This window comes from Companilactobacillus sp. HBUAS56275 (assembly GCF_036913655.1).
Taxonomy (GTDB): domain Bacteria; phylum Bacillota; class Bacilli; order Lactobacillales; family Lactobacillaceae; genus Companilactobacillus; species Companilactobacillus pullicola.
Window position 1 is genome coordinate 223,778 of sequence record NZ_JAYKKK010000003.1, and the last position, 20,502, is coordinate 244,279.

The 20,502-nt window shown below is 36.2% G+C and carries 17 protein-coding genes and 1 riboswitch; of the genes, 6 read left to right on the top strand and 11 right to left on the bottom strand.

Features of this window, described 5'->3' with window-relative positions:
• Positions 1 to 853 precede the first annotated feature (853 nt).
• Genes U8526_RS07555 through U8526_RS07565 form a run of 3 tightly spaced genes read right to left on the bottom strand, consistent with a single transcriptional unit; the run spans position 854 to position 4,400 of the window.
• Positions 854 to 2,008, bottom strand: coding sequence for a hydroxymethylglutaryl-CoA synthase (locus tag U8526_RS07555; protein WP_334341347.1), 1,155 nt, complete (start codon positions 2,006 to 2,008; stop codon positions 854 to 856).
• Complete coding sequence (locus tag U8526_RS07560; protein WP_334341348.1) at positions 2,008 to 3,249, bottom strand: hydroxymethylglutaryl-CoA reductase, degradative; 1,242 nt, start codon at positions 3,247 to 3,249, stop codon at positions 2,008 to 2,010. Before U8526_RS07560 ends, U8526_RS07555 begins: the two co-directional genes overlap by 1 nt.
• A complete protein-coding gene (locus U8526_RS07565; RefSeq protein ID WP_334341349.1) occupies positions 3,246 to 4,400 on the bottom strand; it encodes a thiolase family protein in 1,155 nt (384 codons plus the stop codon). Before U8526_RS07565 ends, U8526_RS07560 begins: the two co-directional genes overlap by 4 nt.
• Positions 4,401 to 5,098: 698 nt before the next feature.
• Between U8526_RS07565 and U8526_RS07570 the strand changes: the two genes are divergently transcribed.
• Entirely contained in the window at positions 5,099 to 5,383 is a 285-nt protein-coding gene (locus tag U8526_RS07570) for a hypothetical protein (protein ID WP_334341350.1), read from the top strand.
• Position 5,384: 1 nt separating this feature from the next.
• Here the strand turns inward: U8526_RS07570 and galU are convergent, their stop codons facing one another.
• From galU to map, 3 genes are read right to left on the bottom strand one after another with little or no spacing between them, the layout of a single operon-like run.
• Positions 5,385 to 6,296: a UTP--glucose-1-phosphate uridylyltransferase GalU gene (gene galU / locus U8526_RS07575; protein WP_334341351.1), complete on the bottom strand. Its 912-nt coding sequence runs from the start codon at positions 6,294 to 6,296 to the stop codon at positions 5,385 to 5,387.
• On the bottom strand, positions 6,296 to 7,255 hold the full coding sequence (locus U8526_RS07580; RefSeq protein ID WP_334341352.1) for a YihY/virulence factor BrkB family protein: 960 nt from the start codon (positions 7,253 to 7,255) through the stop codon (positions 6,296 to 6,298). Before U8526_RS07580 ends, galU begins: the two co-directional genes overlap by 1 nt.
• A 17-nt stretch (positions 7,256 to 7,272) precedes the next feature.
• On the bottom strand, positions 7,273 to 8,067 hold the full coding sequence (map, locus tag U8526_RS07585) for a type I methionyl aminopeptidase (RefSeq protein ID WP_334341353.1): 795 nt from the start codon (positions 8,065 to 8,067) through the stop codon (positions 7,273 to 7,275).
• Positions 8,068 to 8,191: 124 nt separating this feature from the next.
• Here map and U8526_RS07590 point away from each other — a divergent pair, with 124 nt between their 5' ends.
• Together U8526_RS07590 and U8526_RS07595 are read left to right on the top strand one after the other, a co-directional pair.
• Positions 8,192 to 8,647, top strand: coding sequence for a flavodoxin (locus tag U8526_RS07590; protein WP_334341354.1), 456 nt, complete (start codon positions 8,192 to 8,194; stop codon positions 8,645 to 8,647).
• Positions 8,648 to 8,650: 3 nt separating this feature from the next.
• Positions 8,651 to 9,112, top strand: a complete 462-nt coding sequence (locus tag U8526_RS07595) for a GtrA family protein (protein WP_334341355.1) — start codon at positions 8,651 to 8,653, stop codon at positions 9,110 to 9,112.
• A gap of 77 nt (positions 9,113 to 9,189) precedes the next feature.
• Here the strand turns inward: U8526_RS07595 and wecB are convergent, their stop codons facing one another.
• Positions 9,190 to 10,332 (bottom strand): non-hydrolyzing UDP-N-acetylglucosamine 2-epimerase, encoded by a 1,143-nt coding sequence (gene wecB, locus U8526_RS07600; RefSeq protein WP_334341356.1) that lies wholly within the window; start codon positions 10,330 to 10,332, stop codon positions 9,190 to 9,192.
• A gap of 402 nt (positions 10,333 to 10,734) precedes the next feature.
• On the opposite strand from wecB, the gene fba reads away from it, so the two are divergent.
• Positions 10,735 to 11,604, top strand: a complete 870-nt coding sequence (gene fba / locus U8526_RS07605) for a class II fructose-1,6-bisphosphate aldolase (protein WP_334341357.1) — start codon at positions 10,735 to 10,737, stop codon at positions 11,602 to 11,604.
• 142 nt (positions 11,605 to 11,746) lie between these two features.
• Here fba and U8526_RS07610 read toward each other — a convergent pair whose 3' ends face one another.
• The 4 genes from U8526_RS07610 to U8526_RS07625 form a co-directional block, all read right to left on the bottom strand.
• Entirely contained in the window at positions 11,747 to 13,999 is a 2,253-nt protein-coding gene (locus U8526_RS07610; RefSeq protein ID WP_334341358.1) for an HAD-IC family P-type ATPase, read from the bottom strand.
• Between the two features lie 10 nt (positions 14,000 to 14,009).
• Positions 14,010 to 15,293: a phosphopyruvate hydratase gene (eno, locus tag U8526_RS07615; protein ID WP_334341359.1), complete on the bottom strand. Its 1,284-nt coding sequence runs from the start codon at positions 15,291 to 15,293 to the stop codon at positions 14,010 to 14,012.
• Between the two features lie 92 nt (positions 15,294 to 15,385).
• Positions 15,386 to 15,452: riboswitch (Fluoride riboswitch) on the bottom strand.
• A gap of 917 nt (positions 15,453 to 16,369) precedes the next feature.
• Positions 16,370 to 17,578 (bottom strand): GGDEF domain-containing protein, encoded by a 1,209-nt coding sequence (locus U8526_RS07620; protein WP_334341360.1) that lies wholly within the window; start codon positions 17,576 to 17,578, stop codon positions 16,370 to 16,372.
• Positions 17,579 to 17,724: 146 nt separating this feature from the next.
• Complete coding sequence (locus tag U8526_RS07625) at positions 17,725 to 19,071, bottom strand: FAD-dependent oxidoreductase (RefSeq protein WP_334341361.1); 1,347 nt, start codon at positions 19,069 to 19,071, stop codon at positions 17,725 to 17,727.
• Between the two features lie 206 nt (positions 19,072 to 19,277).
• On the opposite strand from U8526_RS07625, the gene U8526_RS07630 reads away from it, so the two are divergent.
• Positions 19,278 to 19,712: a GNAT family N-acetyltransferase gene (locus tag U8526_RS07630; RefSeq protein ID WP_334341362.1), complete on the top strand. Its 435-nt coding sequence runs from the start codon at positions 19,278 to 19,280 to the stop codon at positions 19,710 to 19,712.
• A gap of 79 nt (positions 19,713 to 19,791) precedes the next feature.
• A complete protein-coding gene (locus U8526_RS07635) occupies positions 19,792 to 20,475 on the top strand; it encodes an EAL domain-containing protein (RefSeq protein ID WP_334341363.1) in 684 nt (227 codons plus the stop codon).
• Positions 20,476 to 20,502 lie beyond the last annotated feature (27 nt).

Here is a 20,502-nt window from a genome sequence, read left to right on the forward strand (position 1 = left end):
GCTCTCACTTGTGGAGAGCCCTCTAGTTAGATATAAGTGGTAAGATGAAATTTACTGCAGTTTCATCAACTTTAACATTGTACTTATCAATGAGAATGAATCTTACTACTTAAAACATATCTTACTATAAATATATTTTGTTCAACTAATGGATCCTAGCGAACCATGTCTTGAGCTTGCGCGACTAACTAATTAGGTCGATCTTATGTTAACCTTTGTCACTAGTTCCAAGAATGTCGTTGAACTGCACTGACTCTAACTTTATCTTTTGTTCTTTACTGATCCTATCTTGTAACAGATAAAACTTTCTAAATCAAAATCTTTTAGGGCTGCAGTTCCTGACACTTCATCTTTACCACATCTATAGTATAAATCATTCAGTAAGCGGTTACAATAAATAACTCTGACTTTTTATAGACGCTGCGTCTTTTAATTTTTGCCAAACAAAAAGGACTCTCACCTGTGGAGAGTCCCTCTAGTTAGATATAAGTGGTAAGATGAAATTTACTGCAGTTTCATCAACTTTTATATTGAATCTATTAAAATAAATGAATCTTACTACCTGAAACATATCTTACTATAAATATATTTTGTTCAACTGATGGATCCTAGCGAACCACGTATTGAGCTTGCGCGACTACTTAGAAAGGTCGATCTTATGTTAACTATTGTCGCTAGTTCCAAAAATGCCGTTGAACTGTACTACTCTAATTTTCCTTTGTTTTTGACTAATCCTACCATCTCCTAGAAACGATAAAACTTTCTCAATCAAAATCTTTTAGGGCTACAGTTCCTGACACTTCATCTTTACCACGTCTTTAATATAACATCTTAAGTAAGCGCTTGCAAGACTTTACTTTAACTTTTTATAGAGGCGTTCATTCTCTTTAATTTCACTTAAATAGAACTTGCTGTTAACCGTTTGCGGATCAACAATCGTACCATCTTGATACTCAATTTGATACATTTTTTCATAATCTGCGATACTCATTTTTTGACGATCAGCAAGCATCTTTAAGATACCTGTTTGATCAATAACTTGGTCAAAACCAGTTTGAATTTCGCCACTGTACAATTCACCAACAGCCCCTGATCCATAACTGAATAATAATAATTCTTCATCAGCTTTAGCTGCATTGATCAAATACGATAATAATCCTAGATATAGTGAACCTGTATAAAGATTTCCCACTTCTCGACTGAATTTGATACTAGCCTGATAGTGGTCAGTCAATTCAGCATATTTGTCATCGGCGATTTTACCTTCTAAAGTTCTCAAAGCCTTTGTTCCCATCTTGGTATAAGGAATATGGAACAACAAAGTTGAAAAATCATCGATCGTAGCTGAATATTTTTCCTGATATTTTTTCCACAAGGTATCGAAGAAATCGACATAGACTTGATTAGAAAATTTTCCACGAGCAAAAGCAGTCTTGGAGAATGTTGGACGCCAGAAATCACCCACATTACGTGTCATGTAAACTGACTTTTGAGTCAATTTCAATACTCGTGGATCTTGACCGACAAGCATTGCCACTGAACCAGCTCCCTGAGTGACTTCACCAGGGGTCTTAATACCGTAGCGAGCAATATCACTAGCGATAACTAAAGCTTTTTTGCCAGGATGTTGACTAACAAAATCAACTGCTGTCTGCAATCCAGCTGTAGCTCCATAACAAGCTTGTTTAATTTCAAAGGCACGAATGTCTTCAGGCAAATCTAATAGATCCATCAAAAAAGCCGCTGATGACTTGGATTCATCGATACTACTTTCTGTACCCACAATTAGTAACCCTAAAGATTGTTTATCTTCAGCACTCAAAATACTGTCGGCAGCATTAGCAGCCATAGTTACAGCATCTTCATAAGGTTGTGGCACAGCCTGCTTATCCTGACCAATACCAATTGTAAATTTGTTAGGATCAACATCTCGAGCCTGAGCTAGTTCCACAATGTCGATATAATTTTTAGGGACGTAAACGCCTATCTTATCAATACCTATATCCATTATTTACCTCTTAATTTCATTAAAATACTTTTTGCATTTTCAATTGTATAATTTTTTGTCTGATTAAGTTGCTTTGAAACTTCAGAAATCTCAATACCACTAGCCCCAGCGGAAACAGCCAATGACTTACTCTGTAATCCCATGTGCCCCGCTTGAATACCAGTCGTTACTAAAGCTCTTAAAGCTGACAAATTGTTGGCCAAACCAACCGCAGCAACTACGGACTGTAATTGTTTGCTATTGGTGATCTTCATAATTGCTAAACTCATTTGAGCCATTGGTAAAGCACTGATAGCTCCACCGACACTTCCTAATTCGATCGGCATTTTCAAAGTTCCTAATAACTTGTCATCTTTAATTTGCCATTCACTAAATGGTTGATACTGACCCGACTCAAAAGCAAAACTGTGTGCAGCTGCTTCTTGAGCCCGAAAGTCATTACCCGTGGCTAAATAAACTGCATCAATACCATTCATGATACCTTTATTGTGAGTCACAGCTCGTTTAACAGATTGTTTCGCAAAATTAGCTAATTTAACAATTCTATTGGCCACTTCAGATCCGGACATGGATTTTGTCTGCAACTGTTCAAAATCAATTTCCGCCTCAGCTGTAATCACTTGCCCTTGACCACTATTGGATAAAATACTGCACAAAACATCACCAGAGATTAACTCTGAAACCTTATGAGCCGTTTTTTCCAAAATGGAATTGACCATATTGGCCCCCATCGCATCAACTGTATCGATACCTAGTTCAATTTCAAAAAAATCGTCATATCGATTAAATTTTAAAGAAACCACGCCACCGCCACGTTTAATTAGACTGGGGTGAGCTCGTTGAGCAAATTCAAAAATTTCTGAATCTTTTGCTTCCAAAATTTCAATATCTTTAGTCTTAATATTCTCTAAAACAATCTGACCATAAACTACTCGAGAACTAGGAAAAGTTCTGAAACCACCGCTATTTTTAACACGTTTTGCCGCATTAGAAGCAGCTGCAATCACTGAAGGCTCCTCAATAACCATTGGTACGAGGTAATCTTGACCGTCAACCACAAAATCAGTAGCAAAGCCATATGGCAAACTAAAACTACCGATTTGATTTTCACTCAAACTGTTAGCTAAATCTACCGAAATTGTCTGACGACTCTGTAACAATTCAGCTTGTTCAGATGTCAGATAACCCTCTTGAACTAATAGCTTAATTCTTTCTTCATTCGTCATTTCATAGATTTTCATATTAACTTTATACCCATTGCCATACCCATACCGCCACCAATACATAGTGAGGCTAGGCCTGTTTGTTTTTTCTCTTGTTGTAAGGAATTTATCAATGTTGCAATCATACGTGCTCCTGTAGCTCCTAATGGATGTCCTAAGGCAATTGCACCACCATAAATGTTCAAACGATCCATTGGCAAGTTCAAATCACGACTAACAGCAACTGCCTGAGAAGCAAAAGCTTCATTGACTTCATATAGATCAAAATCTTCTAAACCAGTCTTGTAACGGTCAAAATACTTATTTACAGCATAATATGGAGCATAGCCCATATAGTTAGGATCGATTCCGACTTCTGTATAACCAGTAATCTCGGCTACCGGCGTCAAACCTAATTCATCAGCGCGGCTTTGCTTCATCAAAATAACTGCCGCAGCACCATCATTGATTGGAGAAGAATTTCCCGCTGTTACAGTCCCCTGCTTGTCAAAAACAGTTCTTAATTGTCCCATTTGTTCGAGAGTCGTTGTAGGACGAATTGATTGGTCAGTTGTTATTTCTTCACCATCAACTTCGATAGGAATAATCTCTTTAGCTAATTTACTTTCTGCTTGATGAGCTTTTTGATGAGAATTGTAAGCAAATTCATCTTGTTGCTCACGACTAATATGGAATTTTTTGGCCACGTTTTCTGCGGTAATACCCATTGGTAAATTATTGAAGGCATCATTTAAACCATCATTGAATAGAGTATCGGAAAGCTTTGGACTAACTTCCATCTTGCCCGTTCGTGGAGCATAGAAAGGTGCATTAGACATACTTTCTACGCCACCAGCAACAACGATTTCAGCATTGCCCATTGTGATTGCAGCAATGCCCTCATAGATAGCTTTCATTCCGGAACCACAAACTTGATTGACAGTCATGGCCGTTGAATCTACTCGACCACCGACGTTCAAACCAATCTGTCTAGCAGTATTTTGACCCATACCAGCTTGATATACATTTCCAAAAATGAATTGATCGATTTTTTTAGGGTCAACTTGATTCCTATCCAATAATTTTTTAACTAATTGTGTTCCTAATTGAACTGCAGTCATCTTGGCGTATTGACCACGAAACTTGCCAATAGCAGTTCTCTTTGCGTCTATAATTACAATTGGATCCATATTTTATTTCCCTTCAAACTTGGTAAGATATCGGTTCTTGTTTAAGATGCCGTCCTCCACAACAAGCTCGATTGGTCTGGAACGCTGTGGACACTGATTTGAGCCAATTGAAAACCACAATTGTCTCAAATACAGGTCTTATACTAAGCGATAAATCGCTAAGTATAATTTCACGGCTGAGACCAATCGAGCTTGCTGCTCCGGACTAGTGTGTTGTTCTATCATTTATATACTTTTAAAATTTTAGATAGTAAAATTGGTATTCACTGAGAGCGTCATATATTCTCATATATCTGACAGTTCGTCTCTTAGAATAAAGTTCATAATCTTTTTCCCATTACACTAAATTAAAAACTGTCTAAATACTGCAGTTTTAACCAATATCAGTAGAAACAGAAATACAGTCGGTAGTAGAAAATCCGTGGGCCCTAAGTGGTGAAATTCTACTTAGCTTGCGAAGCAAGGTTAGTAGAAGACCGGACTTGGAGATCCATGATTTTTCACGAAGTGGAAAATTATTAGCTTCAAGCCGTGTCCACCACGTTCCAGAGGCCCACAGATTTTCTACTACCGACGGGCATCCTCAACCAATTCAGTTGATATCAGCTACAATCAAACTAAGCAAGAACCAAAATATCCTTAAGCTTACATAATAATTTAATTGAACAATAAAAACAATTATTTAGTGGAGAATTCTTATGCGTACTATTGATTTAATCTTATTATTAAATGATTTTAAAAAGAACAATCGTATTTTCGTTGAAGATGGTGATCAGCGTTTAGCCGTTGTTGATATTGAAATAATTGATGATTCAATTGTTTTGAAAACATCCAACAAATTACATGGACTTAAAAACTGGGAGTTTCTAGTCTTACTTAATAAAAAAGATTATTATGAATTCCCAATTTTTTACCATAACAAAAACAGCCACAAACAACTCTTTGGTTTCAGAGTCGCTAATGACTGTCTATTACTTGGTTAATTTATTTGCTTGATTTCTTGCTAGGTTTGTCTTCTGCTTGAAGCTTCTTAGCAAGTTCCAAAATATATGGCTTCAATTCGCCCTCAACTTCGGGGTGAGTCAAACCGTATTCAATATTTGTCTTAACATAGCCAAACTTGTTACCAACATCATATCTTTGACCCTTGAATTCATGAGCAAATACACGTTGTGTCTTATTCATACGATCAATTGCATCAGTCAATTGAATTTCGTTACCGGCACCTGGTGTTTGTGTTGCTAATAGATCAAAAATTTCTGGTGTTAATAAATAACGTCCAATAATAGCTAAATTACTTGGGGCATCTTCAACTTTTGGCTTTTCAACGAATTTCTTAACATTGTATAGTCCTGGGGCTGTTTCGCCTTCAGGATCAATAACACCATACTTAGAAACGTCTTTTTCTGGCACTCTCATGACAGCTAGAGTTGAAGCATGTGTCTTGTCATAGTCGTTGATCAATTGCTTTGTCAAAGGAACCTTGTCCTTCATCAAATCGTCACCTAGCATAACAACGAATGGTTCGTCACCAATAAATGAGCGTGCTTGAGCAACAGCGTCACCTAACCCATTTGGATGTGCTTGACGGCTATAGTACAAGTTAACACCTAAGTTAGTAGTGTCTTGAACAACTTTCAATAGTTCTGTCTTGTTCTTTGCCTCAAGGTTTTGTTCCAATTCTGGTACAGCATCAAAGTGGTCTTCAATAGAACGCTTATTCTTACCAGTAATAATTAAAATATCCTCAATACCTGAAGCCTTAGCTTCCTCAACGATAAATTGAATTGTTGGCTTATCAACAATTGGTAGCATTTCCTTAGCTAAAGCCTTTGTTGCTGGTAAAAATCTTGTTCCCAATCCTGCTGCTGGTATAATTGCTTTTCTTACTTTCATCAATTATTCTCCTTTTCGTGCGATTTCAGATAACTAGTTAACTTACCAGTGTTTCTCCTCAAAAATGGACCGCCATATCCTTCGGCAAAACCAACGTTAACGGCATTCCCAAATAAAAAGATTGTCACTGACATATTCACCCACAACAAAAACACAATAATGGCACCAATCGTTCCATAGTTATCCCAGGCTGATCCAAAATATTTCAAATAGTACGAGAATAACTGCGACAAGCCTAGCAAACCAATACTGGTAATAATCGATCCCGTTATTATGTAATAAAATTTAAGATGAATATTAGGTAAAAAATAATACAAAGCAAAAACGATCATCAACATTATAACAATAGCAAAGGGCCATTTCCAACGCATAAAGACATCTAAAAGTGTTGACTTTATACGTAGCAATGGAATCAGCCAATTTAAAAATATTTGTCCAAATGTAAACGTTACAATTGCCATCACACCAATCATCAATAACATCAATGTCATTAAAAACGCTAAGGCACGACGGATTACGTAATTTACAAAGGTTTGTTCCGCAAACAAATTGTTCACATCTAGTCCGTAGGCCTCATTCATAGTCATTTGAACAATATTCAAGCCACGCGAAATCGCCCATAAGGCTACGACAATACCAACAGACAAGACACCCTTATTGGAACTGGACAAAACTTTAACTATCGTTGGTAAAAAGTAATGATGCAGATCATCTGGCAAAATAAACTCGATATAACTAATAACTGTCGGTTTATCCAAATGTAATAATGGGATCAAATTTCCCACAACAATTACCGCTGGAAACAACGACAACAAAATATAATATGTGATGGCTTTTGAAGCCATGGGGACATTCGAGTCACTCACGGCTTGAGCAACATATTTAGCAAAGCCAAGAAACTTTTGTTTTTTAGTTATCGACTGCTTAAACAGCGGTATCTGTTGCTTTTCTTCTTCCATTATTTTTCCTCACTATTTTAAAGTAAGTATTTGGCATCATATTCTGGATCTTGAGAAGTCAAGATCTTAGGACCATCTTTAGTGATGGCAATGGTATGTTCATATTGCGCTGAATCCGTGCCGTCGGCAGAAACAAAATATTCCCAACCATCAGCTTTAACAAACTTGTCTTTAATTTCCCATGTTCCTAGGTTGACCATTGGTTCAATTGTGATAGTCATCCCTTCACGCAAACGTAAACCTTGTCCTGGTTCACCATAGTGAGGGACATTGGGAGCTTCGTGCATAGTTGGTTGAATACCATGACCAATCAAATCACGAACGTCACCCATGTGATTCTCATCTTCAACGTAATGTTGAATGGCATAACCAATATCGCCTAAACGATTACCAACTACGGCTTGGTCGATTCCTAGGTAAAGTGCCTTATGAGTTACATCCATTAATTTTTGATCCTCAGCTGACAAATCTCCAACTGCATAAGTCCAGCAAGAATCACTTTCATAACCATTAAGGTTAACTGTCATATCTACTTTTAGAACGTCGCCACTCTTTAAAATTAGGTTTTTACGAGGAATACCATGAGCAACTTCATCATTAACACAGACACAAGTTGCATACTTGTAGCCTTCAAAGCCCTTTTCTGATGGACGACCACCGTGTGAAACGATATAATCGTTAGCAAAATTTTCAATTTCCATTGAAGAAATTCCTTGTTTAATAATGTCACGTAAACCAATATGTGTATTAGCAAGCAATTCTCCAGACTTTCTCATTCCTTCGATTTCTCTTGCAGATTTTAATGTAATCACTTTATAACATGTCCCTTCAAAAATATGTTAGTTTCATTATAACATTAGAGCGTTTCGGAATTAGATAGCCCGGAATATTAATTTTTGCTATAATGTCTAAAGATTAATTAATGAGGCGACAATTATGACAAAAGTAAAAATTGTTTTTGCTAGTATTACTGGTAACGATGAAGATATCGCTTATGTTCTAACGGAGAAGTTTGAGGATTTAGGCTGCGATGTTGATATGAGCGAAGTTTCTCAAACAGATGTGTCTGACTTTGAAGACTCTGATATCTGTGTTATCGCTAGTTATACTTATGATCAAGGCGTTGTGCCTGACGAAGCTTTGGATTTCTATGACGACATGCAAGACCTTGATTTAGCTGGAAAAGTATATGGTGTTTGTGGTTCTGGTGACACTTTCTATGAAGATTACTGCCGTGCTGTTGAGGAATTTGACAAAGCCTTTGCCCAAACTGGTGCCACTCGTGGAGCTGAATCAGTCAAAGTAGAATTGGGACCTCAACAAGAGGATATCGACAATCTCGATAACTTTGCTGAACAAATTTATAAAAAGGCACAAGAAATGGATCTCTAAAAAATGAACTTTTTAAAAAAATATCGTAATTTTGGAGTCTATTGCCTGTTTGGTTTCTTAGCGTCCTTATTGAATATCGGCATCTTCGATTTATCGCATAACTATTTCCATATTACTTTATGGATTGCTAACACAATCGCATGGTTTATCTCCAATTTCTTTTCATTCTTTGTAACGAAATTATATGTTTTCAAATCTGAAATGGAAAGTTTAAAGAAACTATTTAAAGAGGGGATGTTCTTCCTCGTTTCACGTATCTTCTCGTTGATCTTTGATGACATTTTCATGGTCGTAGCTGTTTTCATTTTTCCTTGGAATAACTTGATTATCAAAGCTATTGATCAATTGATTGTTGGACTGTTCAATTATTTTTCATCGAAATTGATCTTCAACTATCAAAATCGACGTTTAATCGATCGTATTAAAAACTTAAAAGAACGTAGAAAAAGTCGTAATGAAATTTAATTCATTACGACTTTTTTGGTTGGATAGATATGCTGTTGTCCGCAAAACTTGGGAATGCTCTTTAAAACAACTACAGCCTATTTAAATTCATCTGGCTTTTCAGTTGTTTGTTTGAAGTAATAACTCATTGCGTCCAAGATACGTTCGGAAGCTTTACCGTCACCATAGGGATTCTTAGCGTTAGCCATACGACTGTATTCAGCGTTGTCAGTAATTAAACGTGTCATTTCTCTTTCAACTACTTCAGCATCAGTACCAACTAACTTCAAAGTACCGGCTTTAACACCTTCGGGACGTTCTGTGGTATCACGTAATACTAGAACTGGTTTTCCTAGTGATGGGGCTTCTTCTTGAACACCACCAGAATCAGTCATGATGAAGTAACTTCTTGATGCAAGGTTATGGAAGTCTACCACATCTAATGGTTCGATCAAGTGAATTCTATCTACTCCACCTAAGATTTCCTTAGCTGTTTGTTGAACAACTGGATTCAAGTGAACTGGATAAACTAATTCAATGTCATCATGTTTTGCAACTACTTTACGCATTGCTCTGAAGACTTGTTTCATTGGCTCACCTTGATTTTCACGACGATGCATTGTGATCAAGATCATCTTCTTATCAGGGTCGATGACATCTAGAATATCATGATGGTAATCTTTATGAACAGTACTCTTTAAGGCATCGATGGCAGTATTACCAGTTACAAAGATATTTTCGCCATGATGATTTTCCTTCAACAAGTTAGCTTTACTTTCATCAGTTGGAGCAAAGTATAGATCAGTCAAATCATCAGTCATTTGACGATTCATTTCTTCTGGCCATGGTGAATACTTGTTCCAAGTTCTCAAACCAGCTTCAACATGTCCAATACGTGTTTGATGATAAAAGGCTGATAGAGCGGCACTGAAAGTTGTTGTTGTATCACCGTGAACTAAAACAATATCAGGCTTTTCTTTTTCAATGATACTATCTAGTTCTTTTAAAACTAACCCAGTGATACCACTAAGAGTTTGGCGCTCCTTCATGATATTCAAATCGTAGTCGGGCTTGATATCAAAAATCTCAAGCACTGAATCCAACATTTCACGATGTTGAGCTGTAACTACAGTCACAGTATCAAATCGATCACTATTCTGCTTTAATTTTAAAACTAGTGGTGCCATTTTAATTGCTTCGGGTCTGGTACCAAAGACCGTCATAACTTTAATTTTGTCCAAAATTATCACCTCAGTAAAATTACTTACAGTATACCAAAGATAAATTGATTAATATAGGAAGATACGCCTGCTTTATTAGATGTCGTTTTCTGAAAGTTTTTGCGTATAATATAGGTATTATGATTAATCTTCCAATATTAGTAATACTCAGTATTTTAACTACTTTAATTGCTTTCTTCGCTGTCATGGCAATTTATAATACTTTTATCAAATCCACGAGCAAAAAATACTGGTGGTTTATTTTAATTGGATTGGTAATCCTTTATTTGATGGCGTTTTACATCTATTTTCACGTCCATTAGGAGGTTTACAGAAATAGTTTGTTAAAAAAAGTATTAATTTTTGGAGTTTTGAGTTAGAATTATCAATGTATTCGAAAATGAATTTTATGGAGGTTTATCGATGGTTTTAACAAACGGTAACGAAATTTTCAATAACGCCCGTAAAGGCAAGTATGCTGTTGGTGCTTTTAACATCAACGACTTGGAATGGACACGCTCAATTTTGGCTGCTGCCCAAGAAACACAAACACCTATCTTGGTTCAAACATCAATGGGTGCTGCTAAGTACATGGGTGGTTACGAATTATGTCTACACCTTGTACAAGACACAATCAAATCAATGGGTATCACAGTTCCAGTTGTAATGCACTTGGATCATGGTAACTACGAAGCTGCTAAGGAATGTATCGAAGTTGGATATAACTCAGTTATGTTCGATGGTCATGACCTTCCATTCGCAGAAAACCTTGAAAAGACAAAGGAAATTGTTAAATTAGCTCATGCTAAGAACATGTCTGTTGAAGCTGAAGTTGGTTCAATCGGTGGTACTGAAGATGGTATCGTTGGTTTAGGTGAATTAGCTGACGTTGAAGAAGCTAAGACTCTTGCTGCTACTGGTGTTGATTACCTAGCTGTTGGTATTGGTAACATCCACGGTGTTTACCCTGACAACTGGAAAGGCCTAAGCTTTGACCGTCTTAAGGAATTAGCTGACGTTATCAAGACACCACTTGTTCTTCATGGTGGTTCAGGTATTCCTAAGGAACAAATCATCAAGGCTGTTTCAATGGGTATCTCAAAGGTTAACGTTAATACTGAATTACAACTTTCATTCGCTAAAGCAACACGTGAATATATCGAAGCTAAGAAAGACTTGGATATTGATGAAAAGGGTTATGACCCACGTAAATTGCTTGCACCTGGTGCTAAAGCTATTACTGAAACTACTAAGGAACGTATCAAGTGGTTCGGTACACCTTCAATCAAATAATTATTTGATAAATAAAAAATACAGAGACTTCGGTCCCTGTATTTTTTTCTCCTAAAATTTAATTAGTTAAGACAATGCAAAAAGCTGATTGGTTCAATAGACGTATTTTACTACGCTATGACCAAATCAGCTTTTTTATTTGTTATCTACCCTGCTTATAATAAGAAACTTTTATCAAATCTAGTAAGAAAAACATTACAAAACAAATCAAGAATACCATCAATACATTCAACACAGCCGTATGCAACCACAGAATACTTATTAAACTAGATAAAACCAGATTGATAAATATAACTATACCAACGGACTTACTCGTTTTAATTGACCAGAAATGATCTCTTGTTCTCGTTGAAAGAATCATTCCCATTGCTGAGTAAATCAAGTAGACAAACAGCAATCCGCTGATCTGTGCATGCGTAAAACTTGTGAAGCTCACACTGTACCATAACATCAGAAACCCTAGAATCAACCAGCCAATCGTATAAATGGCAGAGATTCTCGTTAGGTTCCTTAAATTCCACGCTTCTGGTAAATGATTGATTTTTACTCGATCTGTTCCTAAAGTCAAAGTAACACAATCGTTAAAAATAACGATGAAAACAATGATATTCAACGAGATTGGGAAGAAATTAGTAAACAGATAACCAATTGATAATAGCAGAGCCAATTGGGCTGTTCTTGCTAATTTGGTAATTAACCAAGTCATCATTCTTTGATAAACCCGATGACCAGCATTGACCAATTCAATAATTCCCTTTAACGAAGGTTCAGTCAAAATAATTCTCGCTGCTAATTTAGAAATATCCGTTGCTGTATCAATAGCAATTCCGACATCAGCTTTCTTTAAAGCTGGAGCATCGTTGATACCATCACCTGTCATACCAACTACATAACCTTTATCTTGCAATGATTTGACAATCTTAAACTTATCTTCTGGATAAACATTAGCAAAACCGCCAAAAGACATAGGATCAGATAGAGCTTGATCAACGGAACCAATTTGATCATTCAGACCGACCTTTTGAGCAATTGCCTTAGCTGTTGGAGCTGTATCACCAGTCAACATTAGAATAGTAATACCCTGTTTCTTCAATGCGGCAATTGTTTCGGGCATATCTTCTTTGATTTGATCCCTAAAAGTCAACAAACCAATGGCATTTTGATTAATGGTCAGGACCATCACTTGTAGTCCTTGCTGTGATAATTCGTCAACTTTTGATTTAACGGTATTTTCCAAATCACTTGTTGCAGGTGATCCCAAGAATATTTCGTCTCCATTATCTAAGATAGCTCGGGCACCCTTCATTTTAGGATCAAAGGATACTTGTTCTTTAACTCCTGTTGCCGTTACATTATCCAACTTTGCTTTTTGCAAAATCGCTAAATCAAGCGGACTAACACTGCTAGGTTTGACTGTTGCCAAAGCATATTCAAATAATTTTGTCTCGTCTACACCATTTAAACTTATTATCTGACTAACTTGGGGTTCATTTTTAGTAATCGTTCCGGTCTTATCCATCAACAGAACGTTCATAGATCCGGCTTCCTGAATACCAGTCAATCCACCAACTAGAATTCCCTTTTTAGACAGATTCCCTGCTTCCAAAGAATTTGCTACAGCAAAACTTGATGGCATTGAGATAGGAATTGTGGCAACAAACAGAATTACCAAGAATGGTAATAACGAAAGAAATGGTGTGTGTCTGAACAGTGCGGCAATTGTCAGGATAACTGCTAAAACAACATCAAGATAAGCCAGATATTTAACTACTGTGAAAAGTAAATTTTCCAATCTACCTGGAGCTTCGTTAGTTCTGACCAATTCCGTTGTTTTCCCAAGACTACTGTGAACACCCGTCTTTTCGACCAGCACATCCGCAGTACCTTCAATTACCGTTGATCCAGAATACAATTCATCGTCTTCTGCTTTGGTAACGGCTTTAGTTTCACCAGTAACAACCGACTGATTAACCAAAATTGCACCCTTAACTACTTTACAATCGGCTGGTATCACTGATCCTACCGATAAATGAATCAAATCACTTGGGACTAACTCTCGACTGGATAATTTTTGCCATTTGCCATCACGCAATACACTAGCATAAGCAATTAATTTCGTATCCAATTCACCAATCGATTCTGATGCTCGATTCTCTTGAATAGCTCCATCAATTGCTGAAAATAGTAGCAAAGCAAAGATAAAAGCTACTTGAATATAATTTCCTAGTATCAGTTCAATCACTAAGGCTAACTCAATTACATACGGAATTGGACCGATCAAACGTTTCAAAATTAAGCTGATAAATGACTTTTGAATCTTTGGAGTTTCATTATATCCGTACTCTTGTCTAGCTTTTTCGGCTTCTTGTGTAGTAAGACCGTATTTTTCTGCCATGATTTATTAATTAGTCAAAGTCAACGTCATTAGGGAAATGAGCTAAGTTGGCTTCTTCGCCTAATTCCTCTTCAATTCTTAATAATTGATTGTATTTAGCTAGACGTTCACCACGGGCTGGAGCACCTGACTTCAATTGCTCAGCGTGCATTGCAACTGTAAAGTCAGCCAAGAATGAATCTTCAGTTTCACCAGAACGATGTGACATCATTGTTGTATAGCCATTCTTTCTAGCAACACGGATAGCTTCTATGGTTTCAGATACAGTACCGATCTGATTCAATTTGATCAAGAAACTATTAGCCATGCCTTTCTTAATAGCTTTTCTGAAGAGAGCAGGATTTGTACATACGTTATCATCAGTAATAATTTGAACACGATTGCCATTCTTTTGAGTGAATTTAGCAAAATTATCCCAATCATTTTCACCAAATGGATCTTCCATTGATACGATTGCTGGATACTTGTCTAATAATCCTTCATAGTATGAACCCATTTCATCAGCACTGCGTTTCTTGCCTTCAAACATGTATGAACCATCATCTTGAGCAAAACTTGAAGCAGCAGCATCAAAGGCGATACCAATTTCTTCACCAGGAACATAACCAGCATCTTTAATAGCCCGATTTAATTCATCAATTGCGGCTTCACTTGATGGAAGATCGGGAGCAAATCCACCTTCATCACCTAAACCTGTTTGATAACCTTCTTTTTCAAGGTTCTTCTTCAATTGATGGTAAACATTAACAATCTTTTCAAAACCATCACGGAAGGTTGTACGTTTGATAGGTGTAATTAGAAATTCTTGCATATCGATTCCGTTGTCAGCATGCTCACCACCATTGATTACATTGTGGAATGTTTGTGGCAATTCAAGGTCAACACCACCAAGGTAACGGTAAACAGGAACACCTTCTGCATTAGCGGCAGCACGAACTGTGGCAATTGAAACACCTAAAATAGCATTGGCACCTAACTTAGCCTTATTAGGTGTACCATCAAGATCGATCATCATTTGGTCGATATGTGCTTGATTGAAAGGATCCGCACCTTTTAATTTATCATTGATCAAAGTATTAACATTGTTGACGGCTTTCAAAACACCTTTGCCATCTAATCTGTCGCCACCATCACGCAATTCAACGGCTTCATTGTCACCAGTTGATTTACCAGATGGAACACTAGCACGACCTAAAACGCCGTTTGAAAGAACAACATCTGCTTCAACGGTTGGGTTACCACGTGAATCAAATACTTCCCTAGCTTTAACATTCTCAATAGTTACTCTTGACATAATAAATTCTCCCTTTCTTAATCATAAAAAAAGACGACTACTCCACTTTAAAAAACCCTCAATAATTTTCCTCAATTATTACTGGTTATTTAAATAGAGTAGACGTCATCAATTACGATTAAGTAATATTTTTCGGCGAACGTCATCGCCTCTTCGAACAAGCTCATAGTATAATACTTCGTTTATTTAAACAAGTATATTCATCCACTTTTAGCGGCATTTTCTGCTTGTGAAAATTTCTGTTTAAACAGAATATAAATAAATTAATTAATCAATCCATACGGCCCCTTACACTTGGCATGATATTATTTTTCGAATTATGAGCTTACAAATTGTGAAATTCACAAAAACTTGCTATACTTCAGATGTACCATAAAGAAAGCGTTAACATAGAAAGGAGGGACACTAATAGCAACTTTGTTTACAACTAGAATAGGTAGTTTTCAAAGTCCTATCTTGTGCCTCCCATGTAGAAAATCTGTTTCTATGATAAACACTTATTCTAGTAATTGATTTGTCAGGTAGGAGCTCACTCAATTCTTCGATTTGCCTAGAATTTAACTCCCAGACCAATATTGATCTCCTGTTAATTGAATACCCCATCATTCAATGACATATTAATTTTTTGCTCCTACAGCAAATCAATATTATATAAAAAACGGCTTAGTTCCCCGCTAAGCTGTTTTTTATGCTTCTTTTTTTGGTGAAGAGAGAAATATGCCGTCCTCCATAAACCTGGGGAATGCATTGGAACGCTATGGGCGCGATTTGAAACTAATTATTTTACACTTCGTGCAAAATAATGGATTTCCAAAGTCGGCCTTATTGTAACCGGCAAAGCCGGTAACAATAATTTCATAGCTGAACGCATTCCCCAGGTTTACTCCGGACTAGTAAACCGTTCATCCAATATTTACTTTTCTAAATATTTAAAATCAAAATAATAGCACCCATTCATTAGTTTCAATTCTGGCTTCTAAACAAATAACCATGAAACTATGAATAGGTGCTAATTTAATTTCTAAAATAATTGTGATAATGATAAAACATGCTCTGTTTGATCAGTAGTAAGTCTTCTATATTTTAACCACATTAGTTTTCTCATATTGGAAGATCTTGCCCTCAATTGTCATCTCGTCACGTCCATTATTCTTCGATAGATAAAGATAATTGTCTACTCTCTTAAAGGTATCATCAAAGGATTTATCCGTTCTTCGTAACATCGTTACACCAAAACATAACGTCACATCTAAACGTGTTTCCTGTATGAACAATGGCATTGCTGTTAAGGTTTGATTGATTCTATTGACGATTTCTCTGGCTCTTTGTGTATCGTTATTTCTTAATAAAATAACAAATTCCTCACCGCCATAACGGAATAACTGTCCCTTGCTATCATCAATATGTAACTCACGTTCAACGATATGGGAAACGTGTCTTAAGACTTCATCCCCTACATCATGCCCATAGTGATCGTTGAATTCTTTAAAATGGTCGATATCAAATAGCATTACGGTTAAAGGAACATTGCTTTGATTATATTTCTCAAATACTTCTTTTGAAATTTTATTCAAATTAGCTCTATTACGAACTCCGGTTAATGCATCATAATTGACTTTATTTTCTAAATCGTTATAAGCATGCATATACATACTCATCTTTAGTTCAATCACACGAACGATGAACATATAAACTTCGAATAGAATCAACATTCCAATAATATCGACTAATGGAAATTTATAATCAATCCAAAGAAAAATCCACCAACAAACGCCAAACAATACTTGTGACGATAAATATCGGTAATTAGAAATTGCTAGAACATCTTTATGACTGTAAAGATAATCTATAACAATTATTAAAATTAAATAAGCAACGACAAATAACCATGCATACGGCCCTTGAATTCTCGAGATGTCGGATGATGGATGATATAAGAAAGGTAGAAACACATTTAATAAAACAATCAAACGATTGTTAAATATAAACAGGCAATAGAATAATATTGTTAACTCGGCATTTGCTAACAAGCCACCTAATTCTACTTCTGTTCCTCCCGTGAAACTCTTAAAAACTATTGTAATAATAAAGAGCATCAGTATTAACAGTAGCATCTCGGCAACGTTTATCGAAACTTTTTTGAAAAACGACGATGCTACACTAACTTTTCGTTCTAGAACAAAAGATATATATGTAATAATCGAAATTAATCCGATTGTGACTATTCCTGTGACTAAGGCATTTGCACTGAAACAGACTCTTAAAATTTCCGTTAAATTACCCAAAAGGAACCCCTCACACATTCATTTATATATCCAAGTCTAGCATTAATAAGTTACCTATTAAATTGAAAGTGACAGATTAACCGGATTCTTATATGATTTTCATAAAAAAAGAACAAAACTAAAAATAGTTTTGTCCTTAATGATTTTTAATTATTATTATCTTCTTTATCAATTGCTTGTTGTGCAACTAAATTAAGATAATTAAATGGATTATCGTAATTTGGTTGGAATAACATATCAACAAAAGCTAAATCATCAATTGTATTCCCATTTTGAATACAGATTGACAATGCATTAGCTGACTGAGCAACTTCATGTTTACTGAACAATTGTGCACCTAAGACTTTTCTAGTGTCCTTATCATAAATCAGATAAATCGTTAGCATATCTGTCGTTGGCATATAATCTGGACGATAATTGTCGTGGTAAGTAACACAATCAGCATTTAATCCGTTTGCCAAAGCTTTCTTTAAAGTCAATCCTGTTTCAGCTAAAGTGTAACCGAATAATGCCATGGCTGTGGTAGCCTGTGTTCCCATATACTTACGAACATTGCCAAAGACATTCAATCCGGCCAAAGTTCCCTGACGAACAGCACTAGAAGCTAATGGGATATACTTCATCTCACCAGTTGGATTGAATTTAACTGCACAAGAATCACCGGCAGCAAAAATATCAGGATCTGAAGTTTGCATGTAATCATTAACTAAAATGGCTCCATAACCGTCCATTTGAACTTGACCACGTAGCAAATCAGTATTAGCGAAAAAGCCAGTACATACAATAACCAAATCAGCCTTATAAGCGTGACCAGCTTTAGTTTTAATAGTTAACTGATCGCCATCTTCAATTTCCGCAACACGTTCACCAAGTGCAACTTTTACATCGTGTTCTTTAAGCTTTTCAATGATAGTCTGTGATAGTGGCTCATCAACATAATTATTGAGAATTTGTTCTCTTGATTGAATCAAGGTTACTTCGTGAACGGTATTAGCATAACTTTCGGCCAATTCTACTCCCACATATCCAGCACCAACAATGGCAATGCTAGGATAGTTTAAAGCAGACTCATAAATCTTTTTGGCTTGGTCATAACTCTTACATAATAAAACACGTGGGTTGTCCATTCCGCCAATTGGTGGAACGCCAACTTCTGAACCAGTTGTCATGATCAATTTATCATAACTGTCTTCAAAAATTTCTTCTGTGTTTAAGTCCTGAACAATAATTTTCTTATTCTTTGAATCAATCTTAATAACGTTATGTTTCATATGAACCTTAGCGCCATAACCTTCAAGCGTGGTTGGATCAGCATAAAACATGTCTTCTAGTCGATTGACGATTCTTCCTAAATACAATGCTATCCCACATGATAGGAATGCAATATTATCATCACGTTCATATACGGTAACTTCCGTATCTGGATGTTTTTTTAATATTTGTTCCACTGCAGCTGTTCCAGCATGTGTACATCCGACAACGATTACTTTCAACAGTCGGTTCCTCCTCTACAGTACCCAATAAATTATTCTCTCTGCTCATTAAAGCTTATACAAACACCTAGTTACATTATATCAATCTATTTAAATTTTCATATGTTATAAATGGACTTTTTAAATTTCAAATATCGACAATGCACAGTTGATTATTTGTAATATAATAACAAGTGTATTGACTTTTTTAAAAGCGGTGGTAAATAATGAACAAAATCAAATCTTCCAATGATATAAATTCTGATATCTATCAAGACAGTGTCAACATTCGAACCAAAGTATTCGTAGATGAACAGAATGTTCCAGCTGAAATCGAAATAGATGCTGATGAAGACAAATGTACTTATTTTGTTCTTTACAGTAACAACAAAGCCGCAGCTACTGCCAGATTCCAAGTCACTTCAGATAATGGAATCCACATTCAAAGAGTCGCCGTACTTAAAAGTTTTCGTCACCAACATTTAGGGTCAGATCTCTTAGAATACATTTTTAACTATGCTAAACAACACAATTTTAATTACATTATTTTAGGTGCCCAAGATCACGCTCAAGCTTTTTATACACAATTAGGATTTAAGGTTGTCGGTGAACAATACGAAGAAGCCGGGATCCTTCATCATGACATGAGATTAAGCTTGTAGTATTATTGGTTCGGTGCATTTATTCCAAGTTAAGAAATAATAAATCAAGAATCGATTAGAACTAACAAAGGAGTTTGTTATGTACAGATATTTTATTCAACCCCAACTTGATAAGGTGAATAACTCATTAATTGGTTATGAGTTATTAATGAAGGAAAAAAAGCCCGAAGGATGGCGTCCACCAGCAAACTTTTCCGATGTCCCTTCTCACCTTATGGCTCAAGTCTTAGTTGAAACAACGAAATTACTATCATTAAAGATTGGTTCCGTTTCAGTAAATATTAACCGTAACCAACTAATGGACGAAGAAGTACGAGATGCCATCATTGAAGCACAAAGAATCCTCCGTCCCTTAAGATTAGTAGTAGAACTAACCGAAGATACGCCTAATCAAAATTGGAGCAACGAAGAATACATTTCCTTAATTAAAGAATTTATCGACTATGGCATGGACTTCAGCCTTGATGACTGTGGTACCGGAACAAACCAAATGGATCAGATCAAAGACATGATCCCACTAGCCGCCGAAATCAAATTTGCCATTCAAAATTTTGGAGAGAAATTACGCGATCCTGACATTGAGAGTAAAGTGATTTATTGGCGCGATATCTGCAAAAAACAAAATATCCGTTTTATCCTTGAAGGAATAGAAGACGACAAAGACGATGCCCTAGCAGACAAATTAGGAATCGACCTACGTCAAGGATACTATTACGGAAAGCCAAGATTGTTAAAATTAAAAGCAGACGATGACGTATTTTAGAGAGCGAAACAGGCCCGGGAATTTCCG